This is a genomic window from Caballeronia sp. HLA56 (genome assembly GCF_054655155.1).
The window spans coordinates 1,102,519-1,128,274 of the sequence record NZ_BAAHOB010000005.1 but is presented as its reverse complement, the minus strand read 5'-3'; the positions used below and the strand labels follow the sequence as shown (position 1 = coordinate 1,128,274).

23 protein-coding genes are annotated in these 25,756 nt (G+C 62.5%); 11 read left to right on the top strand and 12 right to left on the bottom strand.

Going from position 1 to position 25,756, the window contains the following annotated elements:
* Positions 1–3: 3 nt before the first annotated feature.
* Positions 4–432, top strand: coding sequence for a hypothetical protein (locus tag ACYQ47_RS24865; protein ID WP_459907388.1), 429 nt, complete (start codon positions 4–6; stop codon positions 430–432).
* A 119-nt stretch (positions 433–551) separates the two neighbouring features.
* On the opposite strand, the gene groL is transcribed toward ACYQ47_RS24865, so the two are convergent.
* Positions 552–2,192, bottom strand: a complete 1,641-nt coding sequence (gene groL, locus ACYQ47_RS24860) for a chaperonin GroEL (RefSeq protein WP_244826118.1) — start codon at positions 2,190–2,192, stop codon at positions 552–554.
* Positions 2,193–2,285: 93 nt separating this feature from the next.
* Complete coding sequence (locus tag ACYQ47_RS24855; RefSeq protein WP_244826120.1) at positions 2,286–2,576, bottom strand: co-chaperone GroES; 291 nt, start codon at positions 2,574–2,576, stop codon at positions 2,286–2,288.
* Positions 2,577–2,944: 368 nt separating this feature from the next.
* Between ACYQ47_RS24855 and ACYQ47_RS24850 the strand changes: the two genes are divergently transcribed.
* Both ACYQ47_RS24850 and ACYQ47_RS24845 read left to right on the top strand, forming a co-directional pair.
* The gene (locus tag ACYQ47_RS24850; protein ID WP_250509435.1) at positions 2,945–3,262 is read left to right on the top strand and encodes a DUF4148 domain-containing protein; all 318 of its coding nucleotides are present in this window, start codon (positions 2,945–2,947) and stop codon (positions 3,260–3,262) included.
* Positions 3,263–3,447: 185 nt separating this feature from the next.
* Entirely contained in the window at positions 3,448–4,179 is a 732-nt protein-coding gene (locus ACYQ47_RS24845) for a DUF2242 domain-containing protein (RefSeq protein ID WP_459907385.1), read from the top strand.
* A gap of 278 nt (positions 4,180–4,457) precedes the next feature.
* Here the strand turns inward: ACYQ47_RS24845 and ACYQ47_RS24840 are convergent, their stop codons facing one another.
* Complete coding sequence (locus ACYQ47_RS24840) at positions 4,458–6,581, bottom strand: D-(-)-3-hydroxybutyrate oligomer hydrolase (RefSeq protein WP_459907383.1); 2,124 nt, start codon at positions 6,579–6,581, stop codon at positions 4,458–4,460.
* A gap of 258 nt (positions 6,582–6,839) precedes the next feature.
* Entirely contained in the window at positions 6,840–7,202 is a 363-nt protein-coding gene (locus ACYQ47_RS24835) for a BON domain-containing protein (RefSeq protein ID WP_244826125.1), read from the bottom strand.
* 677 nt (positions 7,203–7,879) lie between these two features.
* Between ACYQ47_RS24835 and ACYQ47_RS24830 the strand changes: the two genes are divergently transcribed.
* The 4 genes from ACYQ47_RS24830 (at position 7,880) to ACYQ47_RS24815 (ending at position 12,257) form a co-directional block, all read left to right on the top strand.
* Complete coding sequence (locus ACYQ47_RS24830; protein WP_244826127.1) at positions 7,880–9,322, top strand: TAXI family TRAP transporter solute-binding subunit; 1,443 nt, start codon at positions 7,880–7,882, stop codon at positions 9,320–9,322.
* Between the two features lie 129 nt (positions 9,323–9,451).
* On the top strand, positions 9,452–10,111 hold the full coding sequence (locus ACYQ47_RS24825) for a 2-hydroxychromene-2-carboxylate isomerase (protein WP_244826128.1): 660 nt from the start codon (positions 9,452–9,454) through the stop codon (positions 10,109–10,111).
* 196 nt (positions 10,112–10,307) lie between these two features.
* Entirely contained in the window at positions 10,308–11,279 is a 972-nt protein-coding gene (locus tag ACYQ47_RS24820) for a LysR family transcriptional regulator (RefSeq protein ID WP_244826130.1), read from the top strand.
* 57 nt (positions 11,280–11,336) lie between these two features.
* A complete protein-coding gene (locus ACYQ47_RS24815; protein WP_459907380.1) occupies positions 11,337–12,257 on the top strand; it encodes an AraC family transcriptional regulator in 921 nt (306 codons plus the stop codon).
* A gap of 10 nt (positions 12,258–12,267) precedes the next feature.
* Here the strand turns inward: ACYQ47_RS24815 and xdhC are convergent, their stop codons facing one another.
* The 3 genes from xdhC to xdhA are packed head-to-tail and all read right to left on the bottom strand — an operon-like array spanning position 12,268 to position 16,673.
* Positions 12,268–12,774, bottom strand: a complete 507-nt coding sequence (gene xdhC, locus ACYQ47_RS24810) for a xanthine dehydrogenase accessory protein XdhC (protein ID WP_244826133.1) — start codon at positions 12,772–12,774, stop codon at positions 12,268–12,270.
* Positions 12,771–15,134, bottom strand: coding sequence for a xanthine dehydrogenase molybdopterin binding subunit (gene xdhB, locus ACYQ47_RS24805; protein ID WP_244826134.1), 2,364 nt, complete (start codon positions 15,132–15,134; stop codon positions 12,771–12,773). Before xdhB ends, xdhC begins: the two co-directional genes overlap by 4 nt.
* 15 nt (positions 15,135–15,149) lie before the next feature.
* Positions 15,150–16,673, bottom strand: a complete 1,524-nt coding sequence (gene xdhA / locus ACYQ47_RS24800; protein ID WP_250509438.1) for a xanthine dehydrogenase small subunit — start codon at positions 16,671–16,673, stop codon at positions 15,150–15,152.
* Between the two features lie 352 nt (positions 16,674–17,025).
* Here xdhA and ACYQ47_RS24795 point away from each other — a divergent pair, with 352 nt between their 5' ends.
* Entirely contained in the window at positions 17,026–18,240 is a 1,215-nt protein-coding gene (locus ACYQ47_RS24795; protein WP_459907377.1) for an MFS transporter, read from the top strand.
* A 5-nt stretch (positions 18,241–18,245) separates the two neighbouring features.
* Here ACYQ47_RS24795 and ACYQ47_RS24790 read toward each other — a convergent pair whose 3' ends face one another.
* A complete protein-coding gene (locus ACYQ47_RS24790; protein WP_244826139.1) occupies positions 18,246–18,551 on the bottom strand; it encodes an addiction module antidote protein in 306 nt (101 codons plus the stop codon).
* A 3-nt stretch (positions 18,552–18,554) separates the two neighbouring features.
* Positions 18,555–18,863, bottom strand: a complete 309-nt coding sequence (locus ACYQ47_RS24785) for a type II toxin-antitoxin system RelE/ParE family toxin (RefSeq protein WP_459909297.1) — start codon at positions 18,861–18,863, stop codon at positions 18,555–18,557.
* A gap of 257 nt (positions 18,864–19,120) precedes the next feature.
* Between ACYQ47_RS24785 and ACYQ47_RS24780 the strand changes: the two genes are divergently transcribed.
* The 3 genes from ACYQ47_RS24780 (at position 19,121) to ACYQ47_RS24770 (ending at position 22,876) form a co-directional block, all read left to right on the top strand.
* Entirely contained in the window at positions 19,121–19,867 is a 747-nt protein-coding gene (locus ACYQ47_RS24780) for a GntR family transcriptional regulator (protein WP_244826142.1), read from the top strand.
* A gap of 19 nt (positions 19,868–19,886) precedes the next feature.
* Positions 19,887–21,320, top strand: coding sequence for a multidrug transporter subunit MdtD (gene mdtD / locus ACYQ47_RS24775; protein ID WP_250492674.1), 1,434 nt, complete (start codon positions 19,887–19,889; stop codon positions 21,318–21,320).
* Positions 21,321–21,601: 281 nt separating this feature from the next.
* A complete protein-coding gene (locus ACYQ47_RS24770) occupies positions 21,602–22,876 on the top strand; it encodes an EAL domain-containing protein (RefSeq protein ID WP_244826144.1) in 1,275 nt (424 codons plus the stop codon).
* Positions 22,877–22,885: 9 nt separating this feature from the next.
* Here ACYQ47_RS24770 and ACYQ47_RS24765 read toward each other — a convergent pair whose 3' ends face one another.
* The 3 genes from ACYQ47_RS24765 to xseA all read right to left on the bottom strand — a co-directional run bounded on the left by ACYQ47_RS24765 (position 22,886) and on the right by xseA (position 25,385).
* Positions 22,886–23,038, bottom strand: a complete 153-nt coding sequence (locus tag ACYQ47_RS24765; RefSeq protein WP_244826145.1) for a hypothetical protein — start codon at positions 23,036–23,038, stop codon at positions 22,886–22,888.
* 199 nt (positions 23,039–23,237) lie between these two features.
* Positions 23,238–23,819, bottom strand: a complete 582-nt coding sequence (locus ACYQ47_RS24760) for a superoxide dismutase (RefSeq protein WP_250465492.1) — start codon at positions 23,817–23,819, stop codon at positions 23,238–23,240.
* Positions 23,820–24,017: 198 nt separating this feature from the next.
* On the bottom strand, positions 24,018–25,385 hold the full coding sequence (gene xseA / locus ACYQ47_RS24755) for an exodeoxyribonuclease VII large subunit (protein WP_459907372.1): 1,368 nt from the start codon (positions 25,383–25,385) through the stop codon (positions 24,018–24,020).
* Between the last annotated feature and the right edge of the window lie 371 nt (positions 25,386–25,756).

The window sequence follows — 25,756 nt, the reverse complement described above, 5'->3', positions numbered from 1 at the left end:
CCGATGCATCGATCAGCAAGACGAATTGCACGCCTTTTCCAAGCCACGATGTTCGCCTCGCTGATTCACATCGCCCTGCCCGCAAACGCGCAGCAAAGCACGGCGCCGCCCGTCACACCGACTGGCGACGGCACCTTCCTGCTGACCATCTTCCTCAAGCACGATCAAAGCAAACCGCTTCCGAAGATCAACGAGCAGTTGAAGGAGCAAGGCTTCTTCAAGACGTTTCCGCCGCCGGGAATCGAAGTGGTGTCGTGGTACGTGATGATGGGCGTCGGTCAGGTCGTGACCTTGCGCGTGCCGGCCGATCGCCTGCGCGAAGTGAATCGCGCGATCGAAACCACCGCGTGGGGCGGCTATACGACGGAGTTTTATCCAACCTACGACTACAAGGCCGCCGCGCAAAACTTGCGCGATCAGATGAACAAGTAACGGTCCGCGTTTGCCACGGACGAAAAAAAACCCGCATTGCTGCGGGTTTTTCTTTGCGGCGTGAGCTTCTTTCGAAACCCACGCCCTGAGGATGAAGCAAGTAACCGGTCGAAACCGAATTACATGTCCATGCCCATGCCGCCCATGCCGCCGGGCATGCCACCAGGCATGGCCGAGTCTTCCTTCGGCAGTTCCGCGACGGCTGCGTCGGTCGTCAGCAGCAGGCCTGCCACCGATGCCGCGTTTTGCAATGCCGTGCGCGTTACCTTGGTCGGGTCGACGACACCGGCTTCCACCAGGTCACCGTACTCGCCCGTTGCCGCGTTGTAGCCGTAGTTGCCCGTGCCCGCAGCAACAGCCGCCACCACGACGGAAGCTTCTTCGCCGCCGTTCGTGACGATCTGGCGCAGCGGCTCTTCCATCGCACGCAGAACGATGCGGATGCCCGCGTCCTGGTCCGAGTTCAGGCCCTTCACGCCTTCGACAGCCTTGCGAGCGCGGATCAGCGCGACGCCGCCGCCGGCCACGATGCCTTCTTCCACAGCCGCACGAGTTGCGTGCAGTGCGTCTTCGACACGTGCCTTCTTTTCCTTCATTTCGACTTCGGTCGCAGCGCCGACCTTGATCACTGCCACGCCGCCAGCCAGCTTGGCCACGCGCTCTTGCAGCTTTTCACGGTCGTAATCCGACGTTGCTTCCTCGATCTGCGTGCGCACTTGCTTCACGCGCGCTTCGATGCTTGCTGCCTCGCCAGCGCCGTCGATGATCGTCGTGTTTTCCTTGCCCACTTCGATGCGCTTTGCTTGACCCAGTTCAGCCAGCGTAGCCTTTTCGAGCGTCAGGCCGGTTTCTTCCGCGATCACTTGACCACCGGTCAGGATAGCGATGTCTTCCAGCATGGCCTTGCGACGGTCGCCAAAGCCCGGAGCCTTGACGGCAACGGTCTTCAGAATGCCGCGGATGTTGTTCACGACCAGCGTAGCCAGCGCTTCGCCTTCGACGTCTTCAGCGATGATCAGCAGCGGACGGCCAGCCTTCGCGACTTGTTCCAGTACCGGCAGCAGATCGCGGATGTTCGAAACCTTCTTGTCGTGCAGCAGCACGAACGGGTTTTCGAGCAGGGCGACTTGCTTGTCCGGGTTGTTGATGAAGTACGGCGACAGGTAGCCGCGGTCGAACTGCATGCCTTCCACGACGTCCAGCTCGTCTTCCAGCGACTTGCCGTCTTCAACCGTGATCACGCCTTCCTTACCGACCTTGTCCATTGCTTCAGCGATACGGTCGCCGATGGACGTGTCGCTGTTCGCCGAAATCGCGCCGACTTGAGCGATTTCCTTGTTCGTCGTGCAGGGCTTGCTGATCTTGCGCAGTTCTTCGATAGCTGCAGCCACTGCCTTGTCGATACCGCGCTTCAGGTCCATCGGGTTCATGCCCGATGCAACGTACTTCATGCCTTCGCGAACGATGGATTGCGCCAGAACCGTAGCGGTCGTGGTGCCGTCACCGGCGTTGTCGCTGGTCCGGGAAGCGACTTCCTTGACCATTTGCGCGCCCATGTTCTGGAGCTTGTCCTTCAGTTCGATTTCCTTCGCGACCGAGACACCGTCCTTGGTGACCGTCGGGCCGCCGAAGCTGCGCTCGAGCACGACATTGCGGCCCTTCGGACCCAGCGTGACTTTGACCGCGTTGGCCAGAATGTTCACGCCTTCGACCATCTTGGCGCGTGCGGTATCGCCAAAAGTGACTTCTTTAGCTGCCATATTCAAACTCCTTGAGTCGATTCAGTTTGGAGGCTTCGGGCGGCAGGCTCCAATGGAGCGGCTCTGCGGCGAAGCCGAAGTGCAGGAAGGTGCTTACTTGACCAGAACGGCCATGATGTCTTCTTCGCGCATCACGAGCAGTTCTTGCCCGTCGACCTTGACGGTCTGGCCGGCGTACTTGCCGAACAACACGCGGTCGCCCACCTTCACGTCGAGGGCGTTCTGCACACCCTTGTCATCGCGCTTACCCGGGCCGACGGCCAGGATTTCGCCTTGATCCGGCTTTTCGGCTGCAGCTTCGGGGATGATGAGGCCCGAGGCAGTCTTGGTTTCCTGATCCAGACGTTTAACGATGACGCGATCGTGCAAAGGACGAAGATTCATACACACTCCTCTCTTGATTGAGACTGAAAACGCGGGGGAAACCCGCCCGGTAAGCAAAGCTGCCCGAGCGGCAATTTGTTAGCACTCTCGTGCAGTGAGTGCTAATTATATGGACCGAGTTTGACAATTTCAAGGACGGGGACAGACGGGCATTCCCTATCTCGCGTACTTTTGTCTGGACACGGGGAAATTTATGGATTTCGTAAGGTCGATTGGCTGGATTAATGTCAATCCGTCAATTCTGATTTCGCTTAATTAGGGTTTCTACTAGGGTCGGCGAGGCCTAGACTGCATTTCAACGACGAAGCAGTGAAGAGACAAACTCTCCACCCGCAACGTTCCCGAGATCAGTACCTAGGAGGTTCATCATGTTCAAGTCGATCATCCCCGCAATCGCCGTTGCTGCCGTCCTTGCAGTCCCCGCTTTCGCCCAAGCGCAAGAAAACGCGCCGGTGACGCGGGCTGAAGTGAAGGCTCAACTGGTTCAACTGGAACGCGCAGGCTACAACCCGGCCAGCGATCAAACCCAATACCCCGCCAACATTCAGGCCGCGCAAGCACGCCTGAACGCGCAACAAGGCACGGCTGCTTCGTCGTTTGGCGGTGCCGGCGAAGGCGCTGCCGCTTCGGGTGCTGCCCGCCGCGCGGCTATCGACCCGAATCCGGTCGACTTCAATCGCCCGTAATCGTCGATTCGCGTAACGAAGCCCGGCACGCATGCCGGGCTTTTGCTTTTTGCGCATCGCGAAGGAAAAGTTTCTGTAAAGCCACGGATTCGACGATGTTTTTGGACTACGTTTTTTTCTCGCGCAGTCGGAGGGCACTACAATTTGTGTTTGTTGCATCACAAATTTCGTCTTCGTTGCCTCTCATGCCTATGTCGTCGTCGCTGCGCCTTGCCTTTCTCTCCCTCGGAATTCTTGCCCTTGCCGCCTGTGGCGGACGCGCGGCGACCACGCCGAGCTATCAGCAGGAACTCTTCGACTCCGGTGCGAGCCCGTTCGCGCGCAACTTCGACGCCACCGTGAACGAAACCTGCGAGGCGGCCCGCCGCGCGCTGCTCTCGCAAGGCTTTCTCACGACGATGGCGCAAGCCGATACCGTCGACGCCACCAAGAACTTCCAGCCGTCCACCGAAACGCACGTGGTCGTCTCATTCCATGTGGTCTGCACGCCCGGCGAAAACACGACTAATACGAGCATCGCTTATGTGAACGCGGTGCAGGACGGCTATGCGCTCAAGAAGAGCGATACCTCCGCAAGCGTGGGCTTGAGCGTCTTGGGCTCGCTTTCGCTGCCGATCCGTTCGAACAGCGATGCAATGGTCAAGATTTCCAGCGAAACCGTGCCCGCCGGCAAGTTCTATGACCGATTCTTCGGGCTGATGGGGCACTATCTGAGCACGGTGCCGCGCAGTTCGCCCATCGCATCGGATGAGGTCAATAGCAAGCCGCTCGCTCCGTCGCTGATCGTGAGTTCACCGGATCTCACGCCAACGCCGATCGTCGTACAGGCGCCCGCTGCGGCGGCGACGGCCATCCAGTCATCCGACGCGAAACACGCCGCGTCCGAGGGCGTCGCGGCATCGGCGCCGGTTCAGTGAGATCGAGCACGCGCGTCGTTCCGGGATACGCTTCGTCGATGCAAGCATCAAGCACGCGGGCAACGGCGGCTGCAGCTGCGTGATCAGCTCACCGCGAACCTCATTCAGCACCCGTCGCCGTTCGCAAAATGTACCCGCGTGACCTGTGACGCCCCGCTCATCGCGCAGCTAGCCCACCCGAACGCATCGATGCAGCGCGCTCATCACGCGCCGCCTAAAGCTGAAGCTCCGCCTGCCGCCGACAGCGACGCCAATCCGCACGCCACTCCCATCATCCCTCAATTCGGCACATTCACCACGCCGCCGTTCACCGAAATCGCATTCGCGCCGGGGCTCGCCGCGATCGCCGGGAGATTCGCCACCGTCAATTGAGGCGCCGCACCCGGCGTGCCGCCGCGCGCCACCGTATGCACGACTTGCGACGGCGGCAACGGCGCGTTGTTCTTCAGGTGAGCCCACATCAAATTGAGCGCCTGAAGGTTGTAGTAGTGCACGGGCACGAAGCGCGTATCGAAGCCAGCCACGCTCAGGAACGCATCGAAGTGCTGACCGTTCGTGATTTCGTACAGTGAGAGCTGGCTATTGTTGCCTTCCACCACCTTGTTCGCGCCGAGATACGGCCGCGAGGCATGGTTGATCGGCACGAGCGCATCCGACCTTCCCTGCACGATGATCGCCGGCTTGCCACGCAGATTCGCGTTGACGCGAATCGCGTTCACGCTCGCCGTCATCGTCGGATTGCCGTTCGCCCAGAGCGCGCGCAGGCAGGCCGCGCCCGCGAAGCTCGCATCGGGCGTCGCAAGCCGATGATCCGCCGCGCCCGATGTCCCCGCGTTATAGACGAGGTTGATGCCGTTGGTCGGCGGCACGCCATTGCCGTTGCCGAAGACCGTGGGCATCGGCGAAACGAGCGGGTTCACGCCCGCCGCGCCGGTCAGCGCGTTGGTCGTGCCGAAGCTGAAGTTGCACAGGTTGTCGGCGACGCTCGCCAGCATGTAGGCATCGGCGTAAGTCACGGCGACGGCCGGCACGGCCTGCGAGTCCCACATCGGCGCATGTAGCGTGTCGGAGTCGGCTTGGTAGCCCGCCTGATGCAGCTTCGCGAGCGCGTCGTTGGCTTGCGAGAGCGTATCGCCCCCGGCAATCGCGCCGCTCGCCGCGAGCGTGGTGCAGCGTGCGGTGCGAATCGCCACGGTGGTCGCGAGCGGCAGTGCCGTCAGATACGGCGCGCCGACCGCCGCCGTCGCTAGCGCCGCGCATGGCTGAAGCAGGTTCGCGTAGGTCATGTAATCGGCAAGCGGACGCCCGAACGAACCGACGGCCTGGCCGCCTTCGCGCACCGCAACCTGCGCCGGCAGATTCATGTTGATCTGCGGTTCGCCGACGACGACCGCGCTTATCCAGCCATCAGTGTCCTGTTCGGCGGCTGCAAGCGCCGCGCCGCCGCCATTGCTCACCGATGCCGCGATCGTCGTAATGCTGCCCTTCGAGTAGCGCGCGGAATGCGTCGAGCCGTTGACCACGCCATAGGTATCGTTGAGCGCCCAGTACGCGAACTGAATCGCCTGCAACGTATTCTTGCCCCAGTCCTTTTCGGGATTCTGCTGCGAGTGCGCGTGTTTGAAAGCGTAGCGATTCGGATACGCCGAGTTGTAAGCCGAAAGCGCCGATTGGCTCAGGTTCGCCTTGAAGATCGCCGAATTGCCCGCGAAGGTCGCATTGGAAAGCGTGCCGTCGATCAGCGTGACGAGATTGGTCGACAACTCGTGCGCGCCGTTGCCGCTGCCTTTGTCCGTGTACGCAACCGCGCAGCCGCGCTTCAAGCCCCACTCGCCCGCTGCCGAAATCGCGCCATATACGCCGCGCGATCCCGACGATGTCGCCGTCACGATGCAAGGCTGATCCGGATTGAAACTCGTCGGAATCTGCACGAGCAGGCTGACGTTCTTCGTGCCCGAACCGTCGTCCGAGAAGGCCAGATACTCCTTGCCCGCGATCTTGCCTTCGCCGAGCGTGTCGCCGCCGTTCAGATCGACATTCGGTCCCCAGAAGCGCCCGTAGCCGCCGTTCGCCGACATATCGACGAGCGCACGATAGTTCGAATAGATAGCCAGGCGCCGCAGTTCCGCCGCTGTCGGCGCGGCCGCATTGGCGATTGAAGGCGGCGTCGCCGACGCAAGTCCTGTCTTGCCGAGTCCGGCGGTCAGCAGGTCGTCGGTATTGCCGTCGTAAGTCTGCGTCTTCACCGTTCCCGAGACGAAACTCGGCAAGGTGTTGGACGGGAACTGCGGGCCGTCGTCATCGCCGCCGTGACAGGCGACGAGCGTGGTCGCCGCAAATGCCGCCAGCACGGCGAGCGTCGCCGCGCGTGACAACCCGTGGACTCGTGCGAATCTTTTCATTGTGTGTCTCCGCCATCCGGTCGCTTGTTGTTGATCGACTTCTGCACCGTGCCGCACGCACGGCCTTGCCGACAACAAGTATTACGCGCAAACAGCCATCGCGTAATTGCTGAACTTCCCTTAGAGCAAAGAGAAGTCAGAGGATGTCAGAACGACAACGGGCCCCGGCGTGATGCCGGAGCCCGTCGAGTGACCCGCATGAAGCGCCGCCGATGACAGCGCTAAACCGCGCCGCCAGAAACAACGCAAACGGCGTGCTTAACCTCCGCCGTTCTGAACGCCCAGCGAAATCTTGTTGGAAACCGACTTCACGCCCGGAACGCCCTTGGCCACTTCTTCTGCCTGGGCGATCTGGCCGCCCTCCGGCACGGTGCCCGAGAGCACGACAGCGCCGGAGCGCGCGCGTACGAATACGTTGGACACGTCGAAGCCTTGCGCCTTCGACAACGCACGGCGCACGTCGTAGCCGAGCTTGCGGTCGGTCTTCTTGGTCGCCGATTTCTGAGCCTTGGTCGGCGCGGCCGACGTGGCGTCCGCATCGCTCGCTTGAGCATAAGCGCTCGACGCCACGGCCACGCACACCACCACGCCCAGCGCCTTCAACAGATCGACAGCTTTCATGATTTCTCCTTTTGTTTCGCTTATTGACTTCGCACAGTTACTACTTCACTCGTTGGCACATCAAAACAAACCGAACCGCTTTCGTGCAACAGCCCGGCGGCGGCCCCGAAGGACACGCCGCAGCCTCGAATGCGCCTTCCACCGAGGATGGCTCGATGGCAAGACGCTCGATGCGGCCTGATGCTGCAATGCGGTGCTGCGAGAGACTGGCGAAATTAACAAACTGACTACGGCCGGTTACTTGGGGCAAGTGCCCGTCGGCTCGAATATGTGGCCTGCCGTATGGCGGATGCGGAACAGGAAACCGTCGCGCGACACTCCGAAGAGCATGGCGTTCGCCCAATTTACCCACATGCCGGGAAAACTGTCCGGCGCATGAGCGGGCTACGACGCGCATGGTTCCCGCCAACTGGCGGCGAACGTCAATTTAGCCCAGCGCGGCCTTAAGCGCAAAACATTTAACGTTGCAAGGAACTGGATGCGGCGTGGCGCAACATCGGCGGCACGAGTGCTGCGGCATGCACACACGCGTGTCACACTCGTGGTTTGCACGGCCGCCGAGCCAACGACTCGCACGCGTGACATGGCGCAACTCGACGGCATCTTGAATGCGGATGGCTTCAGGTAAGCTCGCGGAAACCTCGAAACTTCCATGCTTATTCAAGTTTGCCGCCGCGATGATTCAACCTCCAGGACACCAACCCGAAGACCCCGCTCATAAAGCCACGGGACGCAAGCCGCAGAGGATCGTCGCGCGCTTCGTCGCGATCTCCTGGCGCGATCTCGCGCTGACCTTCGGTCCGATTCTGCTCGTCAGTATCGCGGCGCTCTATCTTGCCGTGCGGCTGATCCAGCCCGCGCCGCCAAGCACGCTAACGATAGCGGCAGGCCCCAAGGGCAGCTCGTTCTGGAACAGCGCGCAGAAGTACAAGGCAATCCTCGCGCGCAACCGCGTCACGCTCAACGTGCTGGAAACGCAAGGCTCGCTCGACAACCTCACGCGCCTCGAAGATCCAAAATCCGACGTCGATGTCGGTTTCGTGCAAGGCGGCATGACGCCGGACGCGGCGAGCGATCAGCACGCAAACCTGGAATCGCTCGGCAGCGTGTCGTATGTGCCGCTCGCCGTGTTTTATCGTGGCGCGACCGTCACGCGCTTGTCCGAACTGAAGGGCAAGCGGCTCGCCATCGGCGCGGAAGGCAGCGGCACGCGCGCGCTTGCGCTCACGCTTTTGAAGGCGAATGGCATCGAGCCGGGCGGCGATACCGAACTGTTGCCGCTCGCCGGCGACAAGGCCGCGGCCGCGCTCGAAGACGGCACGATCGACGCCGTGTTCCTGACGGGCGATTCCGCGCAACCGCCGACGATGGCCAAGCTCCTGCGCACATCTGGCATCCGTTTCATGGACTTCACTCAAGCCGATGCCTACGCGCGCCGCTTCCCCTATCTCACCGAAATCGAACTGCCGATGGGTGCATTCGATTTCGCCCGCAATCTGCCGCCGCGCGCCGTCCACACCATCGCGCCGACGGCCGAACTGGTGGCGCGCGACAGTCTGCATCCCGCGCTCTCGGATCTTTTGATCGAAGCGGCGCGCGAAGTGCACAGCCGCGCCAACCTGCTGCAGCGCGCAAACGAGTTTCCCGCGCCGCTCGTCCACGAATTTCGCATCAGCGACAACGCCGAGCGCTATTACAAGTCGGGCAAGAGCTTTATCTACCGGACGCTGCCGTTCTGGATGGCGAGTCTCGCGGATCGCGTGCTAGTCGTGCTGGTGCCGTTGATCGTCGTGCTCATTCCGGGCTTGCGACTGGTGCCGGGGCTTTATCGCTGGCGCGTGAAATCGCGTATCTACAAGTGGTATGGCGCGCTCATTGCAATCGAACGGGAAGCGATCAGCGGCCCGGACACCGCGCAGCGCGACGCCCTGATCGACCGGATCGACGCGATCGAATCGGCGGTCAATCGCATGAAAATGCCGCTTGCCTTCGCCGATCAATTCTACGTGCTGCGCGAACATATCGGCTTCGTGCGCGAACGGCTCGCGCATGCGCCCGTCGCCGAAACGGAGCCGCGCCGTGAACCGGCGCAGGCAGACAGCGAGCCGAGCAGCACGTAATATCGCCAGGTAGGATCGAAAGATGCGAGCGGAATAAAGGCGCGGGTCCACGTACCACCCTGCGCGATGCGGTCGGACAATGAATAAGCCCGAAAAGCCGGGCGCGGCAGGATCAAGGGAGAAATCTAGATGAGCGCAGCGCATGCCAACGGCCCTGGCCAGCCGTACTTTTTCTTCGATTTCATATCGCCGTTCTCGTATCTGCTGCTGGAGCAACACGAAAAGTGGCCCGACATGCCGTTCGAGTTCGTGCCGGTGCAGTTGTTGAAGCTGCTCGACCGCTGGGGACAGCCGCACGCGGCGACCATTCCGTCGAAACGCGTGTTTACGTATCGGCATGCGCTCTTTCGCGCCGAGCAGCTTGGCATTCCGTTCAAAATGCCGCCCGCGCATCCGTTCGATCCGCTCAAGGCGCTGCGGCTCGCGGTAATCGCAAAGGGCGATCTCGTCTGCGTGCGCGAAATCTTCCGCTATATCTGGCGCGAAGGACGCGATCCGTCGACGCCAGAAGGCTTTCGCGGCTTGTGCGAGCGGGTCGGCATGCCCGAAGCGGAAACGCGCGTCGAAGACGAAGACATCAAGGCGAAACTGCGCGAGAACACCGACCGCGCCGTCGCGATGGGCGTCTTTGGCGTGCCGACGTTCGTCGTCAACGACCAGCTCTTCTGGGGCGAAGACACCTTGCCGATGGTGCTTTACGTCGCGCGCTCGCCGAACTGGCTCGATGGCGCCGAAGTGAAACGCATCAGCGCGCTGCCGGTCGCGCCGCGAGACGCGGACTTCAGCTGACGCTTCGCGGCTCGGCGGCTGATGCCACGCATAGCGCGTGCGCTATGGCGTCAAAAAGCGGAAAGCGTTTAACCTCGGGTTAGCTGCGTGACTATTTTGTGAACGGTGATGCATCGGGGCGCGCAAACGCACGCTCCGGCATTCCGCGTTCGTTGCGATCAGCCGCCGTGTCCGTCTTCAAACCGCAGCTTCGCCCATGAACGATCCCGCCGACTCACTCGATATCTGGCTCATCCGCGTCTTGCGCACGCTGCTTCTGGAGCGCAGCGTGACGCAGACCGCGCAGCGGCTGAACCAGACGCAGCCGGCCATCAGCACCGCGCTGCGGCGGCTCCGCGAGATCCTCAACGACCCTATTCTCGTGCGCGGCAAGCAGGGCATGGTGCCGACCGAGTACGGCGAATCGCTGCTTGCGCCGGCGCAGCGCGCTTTGCGCGAAGTCGAATTCGTCGCGACACCGCACGGCGAATTCGATCCCGCGAGTTCGCGTCGCACTTTTCGCCTTGCCGCGCCGGATTATCTGAACGATTTCTTCATGCCGACGCTCGTCGCCGCCTTCCGCGATGCAGCGCCCAACGCGCGGCTCGAAATCGAATCGCTCAATCCGATGCGCGATCACGAACGCGCGCTCGACGAAGGCGAGATCGACGTGATGATGGCCAACTGGACCAAGCCCGAGCCGCGCTTCGAAAAGCAGGACCTTTTCGCCGACGTATTCGTCTGCCTGATGCGCGCGAACCATCCGCTCGCGCGCGAGCCGCTCACGGTCGAGCGCTACGCACTCGCCGCGCATCTCGCGCCGACGCCTTATAGCGGAGCGAAGCGGCATCCGATCGATATCGGCCTGGCGCGCGCGGGCGTGAAGCGGCGCATCGTCGCGACCATTCCGTACTTCGGACTCGTGCCGCAAGTGCTGCTGCAATCCGATCTGATCTTTACCGCACCGCGCCGTTTCGCGCAGCATTACGCGTCCATGCTGCCGCTTGCGGTGCTCGATTCGCCGGTGCCGTTTCCGCGCATCAAGTGCTATCAGCTCTCGCTGCCGCAACCCGATCAGCCGACAGACGTCGCATGGCTGCGCGAAATGATCGCGAGCGTCTCCGAGACGCTTACCGGGCGCAAGAAAAATGCAAGCATCGAAGAACTGCTGAGCCTCGCCGCCAAGTAGTGACGGCTCGGGCGCATCTCCGCTACCATCGGCGAAACAAGAACTATTCTTTCGCGCATGGACGCCCTCGATCGACTCATTCAGCTTGCGCGCCTTTCCGGTGCGCTCGATCTCCGCTGCCTGCTTGCCGGGCCGCTCGAACTCGACCACGCGCCGGGTGCGCCCGGCGAGGCGCTCTATCACGTCGTGCTGGAAGGCGCGTGCACGGTAGAGCGTAAGGGGCATGCGAGCGTCGCGTTGAACGCGGGCGATATCTTCATGCTGCCGCGCGCCGATGCACACGTGGTGAGCGTCGGTCCCGTCGATGCCAGCGAGAAAATCGGCGCCATGACTTCGCGCGATAACGGCGCCATCACGGTGCGGACCAATGTGGACGGTCGGGAAGCGGCGCTGGATTTGTTGTGCGGACGCTTTCTGTATGCGCCGCGCGCCCTTCTCATCGACGTGTTGCCCGACTTCGTGCACGTGTCGTTCACGAATGCATCGGCGCCCTATCTCGGGCCGCTCGTCGCGGCGATGCGGCGCGAGGCGGAGGAAGCGCAGCCCGGTGCGCCGTCGATCGTCATGGCGCTCTCCACCGCGCTTTTCACGATGGTGCTGCGTGCATGGCTCACCGAGCAGCCGTCGCTCGCGGGGGTGCTGGGCTTGTTGGCGAACCGGCGTCTGGGCGCGGCGGTGATCGCCATGCTCGAACGGCCTGCCGATCCGTGGACGCTCGAAATGCTGGCGAAGGAAGCGGCGATGTCGCGCGCCACCTTCATGCGCGCGTTCTCGGCGCATTCGGACAGTTCGCCGCTCGCGTTGCTGAGCCACGTTCGCATGCAGCTTGCGAGCACCATGCTCATGCACACGAGGAAAAGCGTCGCGGATGTCGCCGCGGACGTGGGCTATCAGTCCGAGGCGGCTTTCTCGAAGCGATTCAAGGAGTTGTACGGCGTGGCGCCGGGTCGTTTCCGGCAGACGAACGGCCTGAGCTGAATCCGCGTTTTCAGGCGGCCAACCGCGCCGCCTTGAGCGCCGGCAAACCGAGCCGCGCCGTCATTTCCCTCACGCGCAGCAACTGCGCCGCCACCGCCAGCGCGATCGAACCCGGCGCTTTATCGACGATTCCCTCGACGCCGATCGGACACGTGATTTCCGGCAGACGCTCCGCCGAAAGCCCGCGCTCCATCAGGCGCCGCTCGAACTTCACGCGCTTGGTCTTCGAGCCGATCAGGCCGAAGTACGCAAAGTCCTCGCGGCGCATGATCCGCTGCGTCAACGAAAAGTCGAGCGAGTGATCGTGCGTCATCACGATGAAATACGCGCCCGCCGGCGCTTCATCGACGATGGCGTCGGGCAGATCCGTGGCTTCGACCTGCACGTTCGCGGGGACTTCGTCGGGGAAAAGTTCGTCGCGTGCGTCGACCCATTGGACGACGCACGGCAGCGTGCCGAGCACTTTCACGAGCGCGTGGCCGACGTGACCCGCGCCGAACAGAACGATATGCATCATGTCCGCGCGCTCCTCACCGCGTTCACTGCCTTAAGAATTTCTTCGGCGGTCGCGGGCGCGTTCAGCGGCGGATTCACCTTGTGATCGCCCACGGCGGATACGGCGTCGCGAATCGCGAAGAACACCGAAAACGGCAGCAGCAACGGCGGCTCGCCCACCGCCTTCGAGCGATGGATGCTGTCTTCCGCGTTGCGGTTCTTGAAGAGCGACACGCGAAAATCAGGCGGCATGTCGTTGATCGTCGGAATCTTGTAGGTGGACGGCGCGTGCGTCATCAGCTTGCCGTTCTGATTCCACCAGAGTTCCTCGGTCGTGAGCCAGCCCATGCCCTGCACGAACGCGCCTTCGACCTGGCCAATATCGAGCGCCGGATTCAGCGACGCGCCCACGTCGTGCAAGGCATCCGCGCGCAGCACGCGCATTTCGCCCGTGAGCGTGTCGATCACCACTTCCGCGACCGCCGCGCCATACGAGTAGTAGAAGAACGGACGGCCCTGCATGGTCGCCTGATCCCAGTAGAGCTTGGGCGTGGCGTAAAAGCCGTCGGACCACAACTGCACGCGCGCGAGGTAGGCCTTCTGCACGATCTCGCCGAACGGAATGACATCTTCCCCGACGATCACGCGGTCGTTCGCAAAGCGCACTTGCGACGCTTCCACTTTGCCGCCGCCGAACTTTTCCGCCGCGAATTTCGCAAGCCGCTCGCGCAGTTGACGCGCGGCGTCCTGCGCGGCCTTGCCGTTCAGATCGGTGCCGGTGGAAGCCGCCGTCGCCGATGTATTCGCCACCTTGCTCGTGTCGGTCGCCGTCACGCGCACGCGGCCGAAATCCACGCCGAGTTCATGCGCGACCACCTGCGCGACCTTCGTGTTCAAACCCTGGCCCATCTCGGTGCCGCCGTGGTTCACGAGCATCGAGCCATCGGTATAAATATGAACCAGCGCGCCGGCCTGATTGAAGTGCGTCACGTTGAACGCGATGCCGAACTTCACCGGCGTCAGCGCCAGCCCTTTCTTCAGGATCTCGTTGTTCGCATTGAACTCGCGCACGGCTTCGCGGCGACGCCGATACTCGCTCGACTCGGCCAGTTCACCAATCAACTCCTGCAGCACGTTGTCTTCCACGGTTTGTCCGTAAGGCGTCTTGTTGTTTTCCGTTTTGCCGTACAGATTGTCGAAGCGCACATCCAGCGAATCGCGACCGACCGACCGTGCGATGTTGTCCATGATGTACTCGATGGCGAACGCGCCCTGCGGCCCGCCGAAGCCGCGAAACGCGGTGTTCGACTGCGTGTTGGTCTTGCCGCAATAGCCTTCGATCTTCACATCCGCGAGCCAGTACGCATTGTCGAAGTGGCAGACCGCGCGCGTCATCACCGGGCCGGAAAGGTCCGCCGAGAAACCGCAACGCGATGTCATGTCGAGCGCGACGCCGTCGATCACGCCGCGATCGTCGTAGCCGACTTCGAAGTCGTACTGGAAGTCATGGCGCTTGCCGGTGATCATCATGTCGTCGTCGCGGTCCGGACGCAGCTTCACCGGGCACAAGAGCTTCCACGCGGCAAGCGAGGCGCAGCACGCGAAAATGCCCGACTGCGATTCCTTGCCGCCAAAGCCGCCGCCCATGCGCCGGCATTCGACCAGCACGTTGTGCGAATGCACGCCGAGCACGTGCGCCACCAGATGCTGCATTTCGGTCGGATGCTGCGTCGAGCAGTACACGTGCATGCCGTCGTCGTCCTTCGGCACGGCATACGCGATCTGCCCTTCGAGATAGAACTGTTCCTGACCGCCGAGCTTCATCGCGCCGCGTTCGTGATGCGCGGCCTTTTGCAGACGGCTCGCTGCATCGCCGCGCGAGAGCTTGAGCGGATTCAGCACGTAGGATTCGGCTTTGCGCGCGTCTTCGGCGGTCAGCACGGCCGGCAATTCCTCGTACTCGATGTTCGCGCGACGCGCCGCGAGCCGCGCCGTATCGTGCGACGTCGCGACGACGATGAACATCGGCTGCCCGACGTATTGCACGATACCGGGCGCGAGCACCGGATCGTCGTGGATGATCGGGCCGCAGTCGTTCACGCCCGGGATGTCCTCGGCGGTGAAGACGGCGACGACGCCGGGCGTGGCGCGCACGGCGTCGAAGTTCATCGACACGATCTTCGCGTGCGCCTTCGGACTCATGCCGAGCGCGGCGTGCAGCGTGCCCGCGACGACGGGAATGTCGTCCGTATAGCTCGCGCGCCCGCTCACATGCAGATGCGCCGACTCGTGCGGACGCGAAACGTGGACCTGCTTGAAATCGTCGGCTTCGTTGGCGAGCGACTGTGCTTCGGCGAGAAAGGCTTCGGCTTGTTGGTTCATGTTCTTATCGGCTCCTTACTTCACTTCGACGAGTTCGATTGCACGCACATCCAGCTTCGACTTGGGCATCGGATTGTGCGGACGCGTCTCCAGCCAGAATCGATACAGCACGCTCTTCGCGGTATCCAGCCGATAGTCGCTGCTCGCGCGCATGTCGGTGAGCGGCGCGTAGTCCTTGCCAAGCGCTAGCATCGCGGCCTGCGCGGTGGCTTCGTGCCAGTGCGCGTCGGCGAGCACGCTTTCGGCGTGCGTGGCGCGCTTGGGCGTCGCGGCCATGCCGCCGAAGACGAGACGCGGCTCGCGGATCGTGTCGCCATCCGCGATAAACGAGAACGCGGCATACACGGCGGAAATGTCCGAATCGAAGCGCTTCGAGAGCTTATAGGCGCGAAATTGCAGCTTCGCGCGCTGGCCGCCGCGCGTCGGCACGCGGATGGCGGCGACGAACTCGTTCTCCGCCATGTCCTTCTTTTGATATGCAATGTAGAGATCTTCGAGCGGCATCTCGCGCGGGCCATCGACGCTCATCAACACGACGCGTGCGTTCAACGCGATGAGACCGGGCATCGAATCGCCGATGGGCGAGCCGTTGGCGACGTTGCCGCCGAGCGTGCCCGCATTGCGGATGGGCAGCGAGGCGAAGCGCTGACGCGTCTCTTCGAGTTCGGGATACGTCTTCACGAGTTCGGCATACGCGCGCTCGACCGACACGCCCGCGCCGATCTCGATCCACTCCTCGGTCGTCTCGACATGCTTGAGCGCCTCGATCTGTCCGACATAGACGATGTCGCCGAGATCGCGCAACTGCTTCGTCACCCACAAGCCGACGTCCGTGCTGCCCGCGAGAATGCGCGCCGTTGGCTTTTCGGCTCTGAGTTGCGCGAGCGCGTCGACGGTGCGCGGGGCGTCGAACTGGCGGCCCGCGTGCTCGTAGTGGAAAGTGTCGTCACGCGCGATGCCGTCGAGCGAACGCGCCAGCGCCTCGACGTTCAACGGCGCGAGCGGCGCGTGATCGAACATCTGCTCGGCAGCCTCGATGATCGGCCGATACCCCGTGCAGCGGCACAGATTGCCGGTCAGCGCGTTGCTGATCTCCTGGCGCGACGGCCGCGTTTTGTCGCAAGCCTGCGCGCAGCCTTGCGTTGCATGACCATGCTTTTCGTAGAGCGCGAACATCGACATGGCAAAGCCGGGCGTGCAAAAACCACACTGCGAACCGTGACAATCGACGAGCGCCTGCTGCACCGGATGCAGCGAACCGTCCGGCTGGCGCAAGTCTTCGACAGTGAAGAGCGCGCGGCCGTCGAGCGTCGGCAGAAACTGCACGCACGCGTTGACCGCCTTGAACGCGACGCCGCCCGCGCCGTCCGGCTCACCGATTACGACCGTGCACGCGCCGCAATCCCCTTCGGCGCAACCTTCCTTGGTGCCGGTGCAGCGCGCGTCTTCGCGCAGGTATTGCAGGACGGTGCGTGTGGTCGACGCGCCGCTTACTTCGCGGATCGCATTGCGATGATAAAAGCGGATCGGCTGGGTCATGAAATTCTGTCTCGCGGGGCTTCGATGATTCTTTTTGCTGGTTGCGCGGAGTGCGCAGCCGGTGGCTTCGGATGGTTCCGGCGCTTTCTCGGATTACTCCTAGCGCTTCGATGATTCGAAAGCTATCACCGCCAAAATCCGGAACCCATAGGCGACATTGCATGTACGACATACTCCCATCGCGATAAGTCGTGAAACCCTTATGCAGCGCGGCTTCCCGACATGCCGCCCGACCGTTCGGACAGGCAATTTGGACCACGTGGTTACAAAACTGGCGCGACATCGGGTCGCAAGCTATGTGACAATCACGCTTTAGCGTCGAAATCAACCCCGTAGTAACCCGCGCCTTTCTATGTCCACCCAACCCGCCACCGCGCCGCAAGGCGACTTCGCCGTCACGCTTCGAATCGTGTCGGTCGTCGTGTACACGTTCCTTTGCTATCTGACCATCGGCATTCCGCTGGCGGTCTTGCCGGGCTTCGTGCACACGGAGCTGGGCTACGGCTCGGTGATGGCGGGCGCCGCGATCAGCGTTCAGTACTTCGCCACCTTATTGTCGCGGCCGCTCGCCGGTCGTTCAGCCGATACCGCCGGCCCCAAGCAAACCGTGCTCTACGGTCTCGTGGCCTGCGCGATCAGCGGCGCAATGCTCCTGACCTCCGCGCTCGCGACGCAGTGGCATGCGGTGAGTCTCGTGCTGCTGGTGAGCGCGCGGCTCGTGCTCGGAGTCGGCGAAAGTCTCGTCGGCACGGGATCGATTACGTGGGGAATCGGCCGCGTGGGCGTCTCGCACAACGCAAAAGTGATTTCGTGGAACGGTATTGCGACATACGGCGCGCTGGCTATCGGCGCGCCGCTCGGCGTGGCGATCGACAATTCGCTGGGCTTTTCCGCGCTTGCGCTCATCGTGATCGCGCTGGGCGGCCTCGGTTACTGGCTCGCGAAGCGCATGGAAAGCGTGCCGGTGGTGCATGGCGAGCGCATGTCGTACCGCAGCGTGTTCTTCCGCGTGCTGCCGCACGGGATTGGGCTTGCGCTGGGTTCGGCGGGCTTCGGTTCCATTGCGACTTTCATAACCCTCTTCTATGCCGCGCACAACTGGCCGCACGCGGCGCTGTCGCTCACGGTGTTCGGCACGACGTTCGTCGGCGCGCGGCTTTTGTTCGCCAACACGATCAAGGTGTATGGCGGCTTCCGTGTGGCGATCGTCTCGTTCTGTTTCGAATGCGCGGGCTTGCTGATGCTATGGCTCGCAGCCGAGCCGACCTTCGCGCTGGCAGGCGCTGCGTTGACCGGCTTCGGCTTCGCGCTCGTGTTTCCGGCGCTGGGCGTCGAGGCGGTGGGACTCGTGCCGCCGGCTTCGCGCGGCGCGGCGTTGTCGGCCTACTCGGTGTTTCTGGACTTGTCGCTGGGATTGACCGGGCCTTTGGCGGGTTATGTCGCTGGCGAGTTTGGATACGGGTCGGTGTTCTTGTTTGCCGCGCTGGCTGCGGCGTTGGCGGTGGGCTTGTCGGTGGCGCTTTATATGCGTGGCGGGCGCGGTCTGGGTGGGCCCGCCACGGCGTGAGTTGATCAGGCGCCGGCTTTCGAGCCATGCAATTGCAGGCCGAGGGCTTTGACTACTTTGAGGATGGTTGCGAAGCTGGGGTTGCCGTCTTCCGAGAGCGCTTTGTAAAGCCCTTCGCGGCTGATGCCTGTATCGCGCGCCAACTGCGCCATGCCGCGCGCTCGCGCAATCACGCCAAGCGCGTGTGCAATAAACGCGGAATCGTCGCCGCCTTCTTGAAGACATGCATCGAAATACTCAGCAAGGTCCTCCTCGGTCTTAAGGTGCTCGACCGAGTCCCAGGGACGAGTTTTGATCTTGGTTGGGGTCATTGATTACTCCATGTCAAGGTGAGGCAGCATGGCGTGTGCGGACTTGATGTCTCTGTCTTGAGTCGACTTATCGCCCCCACATAGCAGGATCACCAACACGTCTCCACGATGAACGTAATAAACACGATAGCCTGGTCCATGATCGATCCGCATTTCAATCACCGGTGAGCCGGCCGAGTTAGTGTCGCCTGGATTGCCCGACGCGAGTCGGTCGATACGAGCTTGAATTCGGCGTTTTGCGATGCGGTCCTTCAATGCAACGAACCAGTCGTCAAAAAGCTCTGTGGTCCGAATGTTAAGCCTAAAAGTCATCGTAATCCATGGTTCACAAACCGTCAACCACAGTTGACAGGTCAGTCTATCTAATAGGAAATTCACGGCAAGAATTTGCCTCTGTCTATTTTTCGCAGGGACACCGTAAAAGTCGCCACCCGCGTCAGGGAGTAAGTCTCGAATCGATCGCCGCTGAGAGGCCAGCCGCCGAGCCATCGCGCCGCTCATCAAAAACCCCCGAACGATCCGCACACCTTTGCCTTAAAATCACCGCTCGGCCCACAAGCGTCCGCTTTATGAACCAGACCTCGGAAGACCGCTGGCGTGACCTGCGCCCGGACCCGGACAGCGACACTCCGCTCTATCTGCAACTCGCACGCAAGCTCGCCAACGCCATCCACGACAATCGCTGGAACGCAGGCGAAGCCCTGCCCTCCGAGCGTGTGCTGTCCGAAGCGCTGGGCGTCTCGCGGATCACATCGAGGAAAGCCATCGCGTTGCTCGTCGAACAAGGGCTGATTCGCCGTGAACAAGGCGCGGGCAGCTTCATCACGCCGCGCTACGAAGACCCGCTCTCGCGTCTGTCGAGCTTCTCGGAGATGCTACGCCGCCGAGGTTTTACGCCGAGCTCGCAATGGCTCTCGCGCAAGATCGAGCCCGCCAATCGCGACGAAGTCATTCAACTCGGCCTCTCGCCCGCCGCCGCCGTCACGCGCCTGAAGCGCCTGCGTCTCGCCGACGACATCGTCATGGCGGTCGAAAACTCCACGTTTCCCGCCTCGCTCATTCCCGATCCGTTGGTCATCGGCGACTCGCTCTACAGTTATCTCGACACGCGCGGCCTCTCGATCGTGCGCGCGTTGCAGCACTTTCGCGCGGTGAACGCGAGCGCGGAGATCGCGCAGCAAATGGGCATCGCGCCGCACGACGCGCTTTTGCTCATCACGCGCGTAGGCTATACCGCCGATCAACGCGCGATCGAACTCACCGATACCTACTGCCGCAACGACTACTACGACTTCGTCGCCGAGTTGCGCAAGTGACTCACGCGCCGACGCGCCCATGACCGACATCGCCGCCACGCCGCCTTCGGAACGCTCACTCACCGTCATGCTGTGGCTCGTCGCCACGGGCTTCTTCATGCAGACGCTCGACTCAACCATCGTCAACACGGCCTTGCCCGCGATGGCGAAAAGTCTCGGCGAAGCGCCGCTGCGCATGCAAGGCGTCGTGATCGGCTATTCGCTCACGATGGCGATGATGATCCCCGTGTCCGGCTGGCTCGCCGACAAGCTCGGCACGAAGCGCGTGTTCTTCAGCGCGATTCTCGTGTTCACCATCGGCTCGCTCTTGTGCGCGAACGCGCAGTCGCTGACGGCGCTGGTCGCGTTCCGCGTCGTGCAAGGCATCGGCGGCGCGATGCTGTTGCCTGTCGGACGTCTGGCCGTGTTGCGCGTGTTTCCCGCCGAACGCTATTTGTCGGCGCTCGCGTTCGTCGCGATTCCAGGGCTTATCGGGCCACTCATCGGGCCAACGCTCGGCGGCTGGCTCGTGCAGATCGCGTCGTGGCACTGGATTTTCCTCATCAACGTGCCGGTGGGTGTGGTGGGCTGCATCGCGACCAAGATGTTTTTGCCCGATAGCCGCAATCCCGCCACCGCGCCCTTCGATCTTGCCGGCTATCTGCTGCTCGCAGTCGGCATGGTCGCGCTGACGATCTCGCTCGATGGCCTGGCCGATCTCGGTCTGCCGCATGCCATCGTCATCGTGTTGCTGGTGTTGAGCCTCGGATGCTTCGTCGCCTATGGTTTGCATGCAACGCGCGCCGCGCAACCCATCTTCTCGCTCGATCTATTCAAGATCCACACGTTCAGCGTCGGCCTGCTCGGCAATCTCTTCGCGCGCATCGGCAGCGGCGCGATGCCTTATCTGATCCCGCTGCTCTTGCAGGTGAGCCTCGGCTACACGCCGTTTCAGGCGGGCATGATGATGCTGCCGGTCGCCGCGGCCGGCATGCTGTGCAAGCGGCTCGTGACGCGGCTGATCGAAAAGCATGGTTATCGGCGCGTGCTGGTCGTGAACACCGTGCTCGTCGGGCTGATGATGGCGAGCTTCGGACTCACGAGCGAACATCAGCCGCTTTGGCTGCGTCTCGTGCAACTGGCGATCTTCGGCGGCGTCAACTCGATGCAGTTCACCGCCATGAACACGCTCACGCTGAAAGACCTCGGCACCGGCGGCGCGAGCAGCGGCAATAGCCTGTTTTCGCTCGTGCAGATGCTGTCGATGAGCCTTGGCGTGACCATCGCCGGCGCGATCCTCGCCACCTTCACCGGCATCCTCCCGCGCGTGACGGAAACCAATTCGCTGCCCGCGTTTCACGCAACCTTCCTTTGCGTGGGCATCATCACGGCGGCAACGGCGTGGATTTTCGGACAGCTTGCGCCGGAAGTGCGCTCGACGAAGCGAAAGACAGATCCTTCTGAGGCGAACTAAGCCGGGGTTTCGTCGGCTCGGCCGAAAATTTTCGCCGCGCCATCCGATTGTGCGTTTCGCACCGACAGAGTGCGGACAGCACCGCTACACGACCTTCAAGCGGCATGCCGCCGCATCGTGCATTTCCGTCCGGCCGTGCGCCGAGCCAATGTACACACAAAAGCGCGCCGATTAATCGCGCTCCCCCGCTTGCACATTGAATTCGCACGCTTTTTGCTCGAACGTGATGTGCCCGATCTTGTAAACTGTCTCATTAAGTAAATTGCCCGGCCCTCGACACCATGAGCATGGTTGACATCGATCCACCCCGCTTCCAGTCTCCGCGTCCCGTCGCGGGCGATGACGGCTCGCGTCGCACCGTGCTGTACGGCGAGTACACCGTGTTCAGCGTGTTTCAGCCGGTGTTCTCGGTTTCGCATCGGCGTGCGATCGGCTATCACGCGTCCTTGCGTGCACGGGACGAGACACATCGTCATGTACCGTCACACGAAGTGTTCACCCAGGCGGCACGGCGCGGCGATCTTCTGGAACTGGGACGATTGGCCGAGTCCCTTCATCTGGGCAACTTCAACGCGTTCGACAGCCACGACGAATGGCTCTTTCTGAGCCTCCACCCCGCCGCGCTGATGGACACGAGCTACGGCGACGCGCTCCTCGCCGCGTTGAAGGACATCGGCTTGCCGCCGCAGCGCGTGGTGCTGGAAGTGCCCGAACAGGCGGGCGGCGAGACGACGCGCTTCACCGAAATCATCGATTCCATGCGCAAGTCGGGGTTTCTGATCGCGCTGGATGGCTTCGGCGTGAAGCATTCGAATATCGATCGCGTGTGGCAGTTGCGGCCTGACATCGTGACGCTCGACCGCTGCATTCTCCAGCAGGCGACCGAGCATTCGCATATCGAGCGCGTGTTGCCCCGGCTCGTATCGCTGCTGCATGAATCCGGGCAACTCGTGTTGATGGGCGGCCTCGCGACCGAGCGCGACGCGCTGATCGCGCTCGAATGCAATGTCGATTTCGTGCAGGGCGCGTACTTCGCGCAGCCGAGCGTCGATGCCGTGCATCCGCAAGTCGCCGCGGGCGTGATGGATGCGTTGTCGGCTGCGTCGCGCGAACGCGTGGGCGCGCGCGACCGGGCGCAAGCCGCGCGTCTCGAACCCTACGTGAGCGGCCTCGAACGCGCGGCAGTCAAGCTGATGGAAGGCGAAACGCTGGCCGCCGCGACGAGCGAGCTGCTGCAACTGGTCGATACGGCGCGCTGTTTTCTGCTCGATCAGGAAGGCCGGCAGATCGGCGATAACGTCGTGCCGGTCGTGCGTACATCGCAGCGCGCGAAGCGTTTCAGTCCGCTGCTGCATTCGGAAGGCGCGAGCTGGGAGCGTCGGCCGTATTTCATCGAGGCGTTGCGCGCGCCAGGACGCGTGCAGTTGACCGCGCCGTATCTATCCATCAACGAGGCGCATCTTTGCGTGACGGCATCCATCGCCGCGCAGACGCCGTATGGCTTGCAGGTGCTATGCGTCGATATCAACTGGGAAGCGGTGCCGCGGCGGCGCTGAATCGCGGGATTACGACCGGCGCTCGGCGTCGGGCTTGACGATATCGAACCCTGCAAGCGCGAGCACGCCGGACAGCACGATCAACGCGGTGGAATGGCGTCCGAAATATAAAAGCGCCGCAGCGGACCATGCGGCGAGACAGAGGGCGAGAAAGCGTTTCATCGTGATATCACGCGTGAGGGCCGACCCAAGCAATGCGGCACGGCCGATCAAAGCGACATTCTAGATTTCCCGGCGGCAAGACGCAGAAACCGACGACGCGCGAACGTTCCTCGCCATGCAAAAAAGCCCTCCGCAGAGGGCTTTTTCGTTCGATCCGACATCGCGAACGACGATGCGGGATCGGCGCAAACCGTAAGCCTTAAGCCCCGAAATTCTTCGAAGCGAAGTCCCAATTCACGATGTTCCAATACGCTTCGATGAACTTCGGACGCGCATTGCGGTAATCGATGTAATAAGCATGTTCCCATACGTCGATGGTCACGAGCGGCTTGGCATCCGTCGTGAGCGGCGTGGCGGCGTTGCTGGTGGAGACGATATCGAGCGAGCCGTCCGTCTTCTTTACAAGCCACGTCCAGCCCGAACCGAACGTGCCGGTCGCGACCTTGGCGAACTCTTCCTTGAACTTGTCGAACGAGCCGTACTTGGCGTTGATCGCATCAGCCAGCGCGCCCGTCGGTGCGCCGCCGCCGTTCGGCGACAGGCTGTTCCAGAAGAACGTGTGATTCCAGACTTGCGCCGAGTTGTTGAACACGCCGCCCGACGACTTCTTCACGATCTCTTCGAGCGGAAGGTTCTCGAATTCGGTGCCCGGAATCAGCTTGTTGAGGTTCGTCACATAGGTCTGGTGATGCTTGCCATAGTGATACTCGAGCGTTTCTTCCGACATGTGCGGAGCAAGCGCGTTCTTGTCGAACGGCAACGGCGGGAGGGTATGTTCCATGATTGCAGCTTCCTTTTCTATGTGATTTGTAGGGACTGTGGGGAGTGAAGCGCTGGAGCAATGGATTGTAGGCGACTTGGGATAACCCCGCAAACCGCCTGCCTTTATGAGCAAGATTGCTTTCCAAAGCTTGAATGCAGCGTCAAAAGTGCTCCTGCGGCACTTGGCGGCTTCGTCAAAAGGCCGGTGTCGAGGCCGTCAGAATTCGTCGGACAAACGCGGCTGGACATCGGCGAGAAGGACATCGGCGGAGCCTTCCGCGAGATGCACGGTCATCGGACGCTTCGGCTTGAGTGCGTTTGGCGCGCGCAGCGCACGGCCGGTTTGGGTATCGATCAGGGCGGCGTAACCGCGCTCGAACGTGCGCTGCGGACTCAGCACCTGCAAGCGCGCCGCAAGCTCGGACACGCGCGCGTACGCACGCTCATGATGACGCTCGCGCGCACGCTGCATGCGCTCGGCCAAACGGCCGAGATGCTCGATCTGCGTCGCGACATCCGGCCTTCTGCGTTGCCATCGATACTGCACCAGCGCGAAATGCGCGCGTGCATCGCGAACCGGGCGGGCGCCCGCCGCGGCGAGCCGGCTCGCCAGTTGCCGCAGATGCACGTGTTGCCTTGCCAGACGCTCGGCGGGACTCACGAGGCGGCGCGCGAGCCAGTCGAGTTCTTGGGCGCGACGCTCCATCGTCCGGCCAAAACTTCGTGCGAGCGCCGCGTGACGCTGATCCAGTTCCTGCAGCAACACCACGCGCTGCGGACTGACGAGTTCGGCAGCGGCGGTCGGCGTCGGCGCGCGCATGTCGGCGGCGAAATCGGCGATCGTGAAGTCGGTCTCATGGCCGACGCCGCTCACCACCGGCACGCTGCTCGCCGCGATCGCCCGCGCGAGCACTTCCTCGTTGAACGCCCATAAATCTTCGATGGACCCGCCGCCCCGGCACACGATCAGCACATCGACTTCGCGCCGCGCGCTCGCCGCTTCGACCATCGCCGCGAGCTTCGCGCCGACGCCCGTTCCTTGCACCGGCGCGGGATAAACGACGACCGGCACATGTGGCGCGCGGCGCGCGAGCGTCGTCAACACGTCGCGCAACGCCGCCGCCTGCAGCGACGTCACGATGCCTATGCCACGCGGATGCGTCGGCAGCGCGCGCTTGCGTTCCGCCGCGAACAAGCCTTCGCTTTCGAGTTGCGCCTTCAGCCGCAGAAATGCCTCGAAAAGCCGCCCCTGCCCCGTGCGCCGCACCGCTTCCACGTTGAGTTGCAGTTCGCCGCGCGGCTCGTACATGGTGACGAGCGCGCGCACCTCGATCTTGTCGCCTTCGCGCGGCGTGAATTCGGCGTATTGCGCGCGGCCGCGAAACATCACGCAGCGCATCTGCGCGCCCGCATCCTTGATCGAGAAGTACCAGTGTCCGCTCGCGGCGCGCGTGAAGTTCGAGACTTCGCCCGATACCCACACGAGCGGAAACGACCGTTCGAGCATCGTGTTGATCGCACGATTGAGCACGGAAACGGGGATGACGGCATCGCTGCCTTGCGGCATCAAAGAATCGGGAGTCATGGGCAAGAAAGCGAAAGATCGGGCCGGAAGAACCATCTGACTGATGGACAAGATCCGCCGGATAAGGTACGCCAGTGTAGCAAGTGTCCACACAGAAAGACTTACCGCTTGCTGATCGCAAGCACCCCGGCGAGCCTTTGAGTACGTTGCAACTCGTTGATTTAACTCGCTTATATTCGTCTTATGTCTGCATTATCCGAAGCAACTCTTTCCTGACGCGGATTCGCTGCTCTTCGGCCGCGAGTTTTTCACAGAGTTATCCACAGGCGCGCGCCCTCGGCCGTTTGGCTAACCGGCTGGCGTCGAGGCCGTCCGCGCGATAGAGTCCGGGGTTCGAGCACCGGCCTGACCCTGCGTAGCAATCGTCGCCG

Bases quoted from the DNA above. Each gene is read 5' to 3' on its own strand.
- ACYQ47_RS24820 (WP_244826130.1), top strand. From the start codon at position 10,308: ATGAACGATCCCGCCGACTCACTCGATATCTGGCTCATCCGCGTCTTG.
- ACYQ47_RS24815 (WP_459907380.1), top strand. From the start codon at position 11,337: ATGGACGCCCTCGATCGACTCATTCAGCTTGCGCGCCTTTCCGGTGCG.
- mdtD (WP_250492674.1), top strand. From the start codon at position 19,887: ATGACCGACATCGCCGCCACGCCGCCTTCGGAACGCTCACTCACCGTC.
- ACYQ47_RS24835 (WP_244826125.1), bottom strand. From the start codon at position 7,202: ATGAAAGCTGTCGATCTGTTGAAGGCGCTGGGCGTGGTGGTGTGCGTG.
- ACYQ47_RS24825 (WP_244826128.1), top strand. From the start codon at position 9,452: ATGAGCGCAGCGCATGCCAACGGCCCTGGCCAGCCGTACTTTTTCTTC.
- ACYQ47_RS24780 (WP_244826142.1), top strand. From the start codon at position 19,121: ATGAACCAGACCTCGGAAGACCGCTGGCGTGACCTGCGCCCGGACCCG.
- ACYQ47_RS24850 (WP_250509435.1), top strand. From the start codon at position 2,945: ATGTTCAAGTCGATCATCCCCGCAATCGCCGTTGCTGCCGTCCTTGCA.
- ACYQ47_RS24760 (WP_250465492.1), bottom strand. From the start codon at position 23,819: ATGGAACATACCCTCCCGCCGTTGCCGTTCGACAAGAACGCGCTTGCT.
- xseA (WP_459907372.1), bottom strand. From the start codon at position 25,385: ATGACTCCCGATTCTTTGATGCCGCAAGGCAGCGATGCCGTCATCCCC.
- ACYQ47_RS24795 (WP_459907377.1), top strand. From the start codon at position 17,026: ATGTCCACCCAACCCGCCACCGCGCCGCAAGGCGACTTCGCCGTCACG.
- ACYQ47_RS24770 (WP_244826144.1), top strand. From the start codon at position 21,602: ATGAGCATGGTTGACATCGATCCACCCCGCTTCCAGTCTCCGCGTCCC.
- ACYQ47_RS24855 (WP_244826120.1), bottom strand. From the start codon at position 2,576: ATGAATCTTCGTCCTTTGCACGATCGCGTCATCGTTAAACGTCTGGAT.
- xdhC (WP_244826133.1), bottom strand. From the start codon at position 12,774: ATGATGCATATCGTTCTGTTCGGCGCGGGTCACGTCGGCCACGCGCTC.
- ACYQ47_RS24840 (WP_459907383.1), bottom strand. From the start codon at position 6,581: ATGAAAAGATTCGCACGAGTCCACGGGTTGTCACGCGCGGCGACGCTC.
- xdhB (WP_244826134.1), bottom strand. From the start codon at position 15,134: ATGAACCAACAAGCCGAAGCCTTTCTCGCCGAAGCACAGTCGCTCGCC.
- ACYQ47_RS24790 (WP_244826139.1), bottom strand. From the start codon at position 18,551: ATGACCCCAACCAAGATCAAAACTCGTCCCTGGGACTCGGTCGAGCAC.
- xdhA (WP_250509438.1), bottom strand. From the start codon at position 16,673: ATGACCCAGCCGATCCGCTTTTATCATCGCAATGCGATCCGCGAAGTA.
- ACYQ47_RS24785 (WP_459909297.1), bottom strand. From the start codon at position 18,863: ATGACTTTTAGGCTTAACATTCGGACCACAGAGCTTTTTGACGACTGG.
- ACYQ47_RS24765 (WP_244826145.1), bottom strand. From the start codon at position 23,038: ATGAAACGCTTTCTCGCCCTCTGTCTCGCCGCATGGTCCGCTGCGGCG.
- ACYQ47_RS24845 (WP_459907385.1), top strand. From the start codon at position 3,448: ATGCCTATGTCGTCGTCGCTGCGCCTTGCCTTTCTCTCCCTCGGAATT.
- ACYQ47_RS24830 (WP_244826127.1), top strand. From the start codon at position 7,880: ATGATTCAACCTCCAGGACACCAACCCGAAGACCCCGCTCATAAAGCC.
- groL (WP_244826118.1), bottom strand. From the start codon at position 2,192: ATGGCAGCTAAAGAAGTCACTTTTGGCGATACCGCACGCGCCAAGATG.
- ACYQ47_RS24865 (WP_459907388.1), top strand. From the start codon at position 4: ATGCATCGATCAGCAAGACGAATTGCACGCCTTTTCCAAGCCACGATG.